Origin of the sequence: Roseibium sp. (assembly GCF_025698965.1) — a bacterium.
GTDB lineage: Bacteria > Pseudomonadota > Alphaproteobacteria > Rhizobiales > Stappiaceae > Roseibium.
This window is the reverse complement of record NZ_JAILWL010000410.1, coordinates 1-6,008: the sequence shown is the minus strand read 5'-3', so window position 1 is coordinate 6,008 and position 6,008 is coordinate 1. Positions and strand designations below refer to the sequence as shown.

The 6,008-nt window shown below is 55.4% G+C and carries 8 protein-coding genes; 4 read left to right on the top strand and 4 right to left on the bottom strand.

Annotated features, from left to right (window positions below; all coding sequences use genetic code 11):
* Both K5905_RS25435 and K5905_RS25430 read right to left on the bottom strand, forming a co-directional pair.
* The coding region (locus K5905_RS25435) for an FAD-dependent oxidoreductase (protein ID WP_297589357.1) at nucleotides 1-1,183 on the bottom strand (1,183 nt) is incomplete at its 3' end.
* 74 nt (nucleotides 1,184-1,257) lie between these two features.
* A complete protein-coding gene (locus tag K5905_RS25430; RefSeq protein WP_297589355.1) occupies nucleotides 1,258-1,800 on the bottom strand; it encodes a VOC family protein in 543 nt (180 codons plus the stop codon).
* 252 nt (nucleotides 1,801-2,052) lie between these two features.
* Between K5905_RS25430 and nthA the strand changes: the two genes are divergently transcribed.
* From nthA to K5905_RS25410, 4 genes are read left to right on the top strand one after another with little or no spacing between them, the layout of a single operon-like run.
* Entirely contained in the window at nucleotides 2,053-2,679 is a 627-nt protein-coding gene (gene nthA, locus K5905_RS25425; RefSeq protein WP_297589354.1) for a nitrile hydratase subunit alpha, read from the top strand.
* A complete protein-coding gene (nthB, locus tag K5905_RS25420; protein ID WP_297589352.1) occupies nucleotides 2,676-3,335 on the top strand; it encodes a nitrile hydratase subunit beta in 660 nt (219 codons plus the stop codon). The genes nthA and nthB overlap by 4 nt, the downstream gene beginning before the upstream one ends.
* On the top strand, nucleotides 3,322-3,687 hold the full coding sequence (locus K5905_RS25415; RefSeq protein WP_297589350.1) for a nitrile hydratase accessory protein: 366 nt from the start codon (nucleotides 3,322-3,324) through the stop codon (nucleotides 3,685-3,687). The genes nthB and K5905_RS25415 overlap by 14 nt, the downstream gene beginning before the upstream one ends.
* Nucleotide 3,688: 1 nt before the next feature.
* Complete coding sequence (locus K5905_RS25410; protein ID WP_297589348.1) at nucleotides 3,689-4,141, top strand: isoprenylcysteine carboxylmethyltransferase family protein; 453 nt, start codon at nucleotides 3,689-3,691, stop codon at nucleotides 4,139-4,141.
* A gap of 26 nt (nucleotides 4,142-4,167) precedes the next feature.
* Here the strand turns inward: K5905_RS25410 and K5905_RS25405 are convergent, their stop codons facing one another.
* The gene (locus K5905_RS25405; RefSeq protein WP_297589345.1) at nucleotides 4,168-4,941 is read right to left on the bottom strand and encodes a class I SAM-dependent methyltransferase; all 774 of its coding nucleotides are present in this window, start codon (nucleotides 4,939-4,941) and stop codon (nucleotides 4,168-4,170) included.
* 93 nt (nucleotides 4,942-5,034) lie between these two features.
* Nucleotides 5,035-5,907 carry a LysR family transcriptional regulator gene (locus K5905_RS25400; protein ID WP_297589342.1) on the bottom strand — a complete coding sequence of 291 codons (873 nt, stop codon included), beginning with the start codon at nucleotides 5,905-5,907 and terminating at the stop codon, nucleotides 5,035-5,037.
* Nucleotides 5,908-6,008 lie beyond the last annotated feature (101 nt).

Here is a 6,008-nt window from a genome sequence, read left to right as displayed (position 1 = left end):
CGCTGACTTCGGAAAGATCCAGAACGGCATCGCGGAAGCGTCGAGACGCCTCGCTTTTCGGAGTGATGAAGTCCGTCGACCGTGTGGAATTCAAGAGATTGTCGTCAGCAGCGAAGGCGCGTTCCTCGTGATAGCTGTCGATCAGGCTCTCGGGCGCGTCGCCATCCATCACCAATTTCAGCTTCCAGGCAAGATTGTCGATGTCCTGCACACCGGTGTTGGCTCCCCGTGCACCGAATGGGGAGACCTGATGGGCTGCATCACCGGCAAACAGCACCCGACCATAACGGAACCTGTCGATCCGCCGGCAGGCAAACTGGTAGACCGAGGCCCACTCCAATTCGAACTCCGCATCCTCTCCCAGCATGGCCTTGATGCGCGGAATGATGTTTTCCGGCTTCTTTTCCTCTTCCGGATCGGCGTCCCATCCAAGCTGGAAATCGAGCCGCCAGACATCGTCGCATTGCTTGTGAAGAAGGGTAGACTGACCTCGATGAAAGGGCGGGTCGAACCAGAACCAGCGTTCGGTCGGGAAATCTGCTTTCATGATGATGTCGGCAATCAGGAAGCGATCCTGGAAAAACTGACCGGAAAACCCTGCGCCAACCATCTTGCGGGTATCTGAATTCGCCCCGTCGCAGGCAAGAACCCAGTCGGCTTCCATCGTAAAGACACCATCGGGTGTTTCTACGGTCAGCGATGCGCCGTTGTCATCCTGCTTCAGGTTGATCAGTTTGTGTTTCCAGCGCAGATCGATGAGATTCGATTTCGAACACTCATCGACCATGTATTCTTCCAGATAGTATTGCTGAAGATTGATAAAGGCCGGGATTTTGTGACCATCTTCCGGAAGCAGATCAAATGTGTAGGCAAGGTCATCCTGGAAAAACACCTTGCCAATCTGCCATTTGATCCCCTTGTCGATCATCCGCTCGCCGCATCCGAGCCTGTCCCAGATTTCCAGAGGGCGCTTGGCGTAGCAGACGGCCCTCGATCCAACCGACACCGTGTTATTGTCATCAATGACGACGGTCGGAATGCCCCGCTGGGCAAAATCAAGTGCGGCCGTCAGCCCAATCGGTCCGGCCCCGATCACCACCACCGGGTGGCGCTTGACGGTTCCCGTCAGTTGTTCCTCCGACTGACGGTAGTCGAATTCCGGATAGTGATAGGTCTGAAACATCAAGCTCTCCTCCCAGCCCCGAAGTCAGGTTTTCAATCGCGGTGCATTTGCTGCAACGAATGCATTCGCCGCGGTCACACATCGGCCAGTTCTTTGGCATGGAGCCATTCGGCGTGTTTCGGCGCTCTTTTGGTCTTCGACCATTCCTCCAGCATCTCCCATTTGACGTCGTCCAGCTTGGCAAGAAGCTCTTCTTCCTTCGGATCCGGACAGGCAAGTTCCACACGGTGTCCGTTCGGGTCGAAGAAATAGATGGAATGGAAGATCGAGTGATCGGTGACACCCAATACTTCGACGCCGTTTGCTTCCAGGTGTTCCTTGAAAGCAATCAACTCGTCCCTGTCCTTCACCTTGAAGGCAATGTGCTGCACCCAGCGTGGTGTATTCGGGTCGAAGCCCATTTCCGGCTTGGTCGGCAATTCAAAAAATGCGAGCACGTTGTTGTTCCCGGCATCCAGGAAGATGTGCATGTAAGGGTCCGGCTCATGGGTTGAAGGCACGTGATCCTCGGCAATTGCCAGGATGAAATCCATTTTCAGCATTTTGCCGTACCACTCGACCGTTTCCTTGGCGTCCTTGCAGCGGTAGGCGACGTGGTGCATTTGCTCGATCTTCATAATGGCTCCTCCATATTAGTTACATATGTAACTATATTGACCAAATAGCACATCGCTTTGACGCAAGTCAATTGGTTACATATGTAACTAATCTGATTTTTGTCTCGATTGCCAGCGGTTCAGGAAGCAAATCCGGAGCATGATCGCAGTTTTGAGGTTGAACCCGTCATGAGGATCCTGGACGCAATTGTTTGAATTGACAGGACGAAAATCGCCGCGTCATATGAGGCTCTCTACATTTCAGGAGCCTCCATGTCCCACGATCATGACCACGATCATTCCGAGTTGTCTGACATCGAATTGAGGGTTCGCGCGCTGGAAACGCTATTGACCGAGAAGGGATATGTCGATCCGCCTGCACTGGATGAGCTGATCGAGACCTACGAAACGAAGATCGGTCCGAAGAATGGTGCCCGGGTTGTCGCCAAGGCGTGGTCAGACCCCGAATACCATGCTCGTTTGATGAACGATGCCACATCAGCAATTGCCGAACTCGGTTTCACCGGTCGCCAGGGCGAACACATGGTGGCTGTCGAGAATACGCCGGACACCCACAACATGGTCGTGTGCACGTTGTGCTCCTGTTATCCGTGGACCGTGCTCGGTCTGCCTCCCGTCTGGTATAAATCCGCACCATACCGATCCCGCGCCGTTCGTGATCCGCGTGGCGTTCTGGCCGAATTCGGCGTCACACTGCCGGACGAAACCGATATCAGGGTCTGGGATTCAACTGCCGAAGTCCGCTATCTGGTAATCCCGCGTCGTCCGGAAGGCACCGCTGGCTGGAGCGAAGACAGACTTGCAGACCTGGTCACCCGCAACAGCATGATCGGCACGGCCCTCGCGCTCGACCCTTCCGATCTGGAGGACGCAGCATGAACGGTGCTCAGGATCTTGGTGGCCAGATGGGATTCGGCCCGATTGAACAGGAAGAAAACGAACCCAATTTCCACACGAAATGGGAAGAGCGCGCATTTGCGGTGACGCTTGCCATGGGCGCCACCGGCAGCTGGACGCTGGACGCATCGCGTTTTGCCCGCGAAACGTTGCCACCTGCAGACTACCTGTCTTCCAGCTACTACGAAATCTGGACGATGGGTCTGGAAAAGCTAATTGTTGAAAATGGTCTCGTATCGGACGAAGAACTGCTGAAAGGCCAAGCGCTGACACCTTCCAAACCCGTCCGACGCGTCATGAAGGCGGAGGATGTAGCAGGTATCCTGGCAAAAGGCGGCCCCGTCGACCGACCGGAGCACAAGCCCGCAAAGTTCAAGATTGGCGATGTGATCCGCACGAAACGGATGCATCCTGAACACCACACCCGCCTGCCCCGCTATGCCCGCGATACTATCGGCCGGATTGAAGCCGTGCATGGCGTTCACGTCTTTCCTGACAGCAACGCGCACGGTCATGGCGAGCAGCCGACGTGGCTCTATGGCGTCGTCTTCAAAGGCACGGACATCTGGGGACCGGACAGCGATCCGAAGCTCACATTACGCATAGATCTCTGGGAGCCCTACCTTGACCCTGCCTGATACTGTTCAAGCGACGCCGCGCCTGCCGTTGGACCAGGACGGTGGCCCGGTTTTCAATGCGCCCTGGGAAGCCCGGGTCTTTGCAATGACATTGCAGGCCTATGACGCCGGCATTTTCAATTGGAGAGAATGGGCCGAAGCTCTTGGTGCGGAGCTTGCCAAGGATGACGACAACGACAACGGGGAAATGCCCGGGTACTACAATCACTGGCTCAATGCTTTTGAGAGACTACTGGCAGACAAGCGCGTTGCCGGTGCAAAGCAACTGGAAGACCTGAAGCAAGCCTGGAACCAGGCCGCACGGGCAACGCCGCACGGCCAACCGATTGAGCTCAAAAGATCCGGGAACTGATATGCAACTGAAGGTCCCGCCGGTAGCCGTCTTCCTGATCGCCATGCTGCTGCTTTACGCAGGTGCAACGGTGCTGCCTCAGTTCAATCTGTCGTTTCCAGGTCAGGCCTTCATCGCCATGCTTTTTGTTGTCGCCGCCATATTACCGGGTGGTCAGGCCGTTCTTGCCTTTGTCAAAAACAAGACGACGGTCAACCCGACCACGCCGGACCGGGCAACGACACTGGTGACTGACGGATTTTATCGCTTGAGCCGCAATCCGATGTATCTGGGGTTGCTTTGCCTGTTGCTCGCACTGGCAGTTTTTTACGGCACGCTTACTGCGCTCATCATTGTACCAGCCTTCATCTGGTACATGACCGAATTTCAGATCAAACCGGAAGAAGATGCCTTAAGACGGATATTCGGTGCCGACTATAGTTCGTACCAGAAGCGTGTCCGTCGCTGGATCTAGAGTGTCCGTTTGGACGGATTGGTGCATTACTTCCAAAGCAGTCCCCGAAGCGCCTGAAACGGGATGACAACATCGGCAGGATATTGCTGCCGGATTTCCGCCATCTGCTCACCTGACAGGAGGTCGCGGCGAAACGCTCCGTGTGAGGTTGCCTCCGTCCACTCCAGCATTGCGCCTACATCTGCAAACTCCAGCTCAAGTACCGGCCAGTCAAATAACTCGATCGAGAATCCTGCGGCGCTGATCTGTTCTCGCCAGATTTCATCAGACTGAAACGTGTTTTCCTGCATGATTTCGTCAAAACTGGGCATCATCGCAAGAAGTTCAACGATCTTGTGGACAGGCTCTCCGACACATTCAAAGACCATCCGGCCACCTGATTTCAACACCCGGTATGTCTCTGCCAGAAAAGCCGGCATATCCGTGATCCAATGAACCGAATAACTTGAATAGATGAAGTCGAACCGATCTGTCTCGAAGCCCCGCAGGTCCTCACCTCTTGCCTGAATAAATTCGATTTCAAGCCATTGATCCGCAGCATTCTGGCGCGCGATATCCAGTCGGGATGGATCGGGATCAATGGCAACGAGAGCACCGCCAGGCAAAAGCCGCCTGGCAAGATCACATGTCTGCTCGCCAGTGCCACAGCCGATATCAAGCGCGATCTCACCCGGTCTGGCCGCAACCAGTTCAAGAAGTTTCCGGGCACGGTTCTCCTGGAAGGCCCGCATTCTCACATAACTGGATGCAAGCTCGGCTGTGCCTCGCTTCGACCCCATCGGCAGGTCTGTTTCTGTCATCGACTTCTCCAAGTTCCGGAAACTCCATATGCATTGACTGTGAGCGAAAACCGTTCAACTCGAAAGTATCGAACACGACGTTCCAAACTTGCACTATCGACCCAAATAGAGACCACTTTTGGTCTTGAAGGCTTCAGCGGCAAAACGCAGGAACGTGCGGATGCGGGCGACATTTTTAAGATCCGGGTGCGTCAGAATCCAGATATCGAAGTAACGGGAAGGCTCGATACCGGGGACCCGCACCAGGTCCGGATCCGGATCACCAAGAAAGCACGGCAAGCGCCCGACCCCCATGCCGGCCTTGACCGCGGCCATCAGAGCAATCATGTCGTCCGCGACCAGAGAGATGTAGGCGCCGGGATATCGCGACCGGATTTCCTTCGGCACTCCCTGCCCCCACCACTTGAACGTGACACAGGAGAGCGGCGTGGCATCATGGCTGACCTCCAGCACATCTCGGTATTTGCGGGCAAAATCCCGGGACATGTAATAGGCGCGGTTCTGCCCTGTCGCGACACGGCCGAACAGATTTTCATCCGGGTTGTCCGTCACCCGAATCGCGATGTCGGCTTCACGCCGTTGCAGGCTCAACACTTCATTGGCGGCAATCATTTCCAATTCGATGCGCGGATGACGCTCGGCAAACTGCTGCATGATCTCGGCCACCTGAACCTGAAACAGCAATTGCGCAGCGGTGACGCGGAGCGGACCTTCCAGTTCGGCATCCTGTGCCGTGATGCGCGTATCGAGATCCAGAACCTCCGCTTCCATGCGTTTGGCTGCTTTCACGGCCTCCTCACCGCTTGCAGTCGGCACGAATCCTTCCGGCATCCGCTCAAACAAGCGCGTCCCCATGCGCTTCTCCAGCCCGGACAAACGTCGGGACACGGTGGAATGAGTCACGCCGAGTGTTCGAGCGGCGCTGGCAAGGCCGCCTGCCTTGGCGATCGCCAATACAAATTTCAAGTCGTCCCAATTTTCCATCGCTGTGCATTTTTGCACATAGCTGTTTCGAAATTGAAGAATTTTTCGCAATACTTTGTTGCGCTAGCGTTGCGGCATCTCAT

Excerpts from the sequence above, each read along its gene's own strand:
- K5905_RS25430 (WP_297589355.1), bottom strand. The coding sequence starts at position 1,800 with ATGAAGATCGAGCAAATGCACCACGTCGCCTACCGCTGCAAGGACGCC.
- nthA (WP_297589354.1), top strand. The coding sequence starts at position 2,053 with ATGTCCCACGATCATGACCACGATCATTCCGAGTTGTCTGACATCGAA.
- nthB (WP_297589352.1), top strand. The coding sequence starts at position 2,676 with ATGAACGGTGCTCAGGATCTTGGTGGCCAGATGGGATTCGGCCCGATT.
- K5905_RS25410 (WP_297589348.1), top strand. The coding sequence starts at position 3,689 with ATGCAACTGAAGGTCCCGCCGGTAGCCGTCTTCCTGATCGCCATGCTG.
- K5905_RS25405 (WP_297589345.1), bottom strand. The coding sequence starts at position 4,941 with ATGACAGAAACAGACCTGCCGATGGGGTCGAAGCGAGGCACAGCCGAG.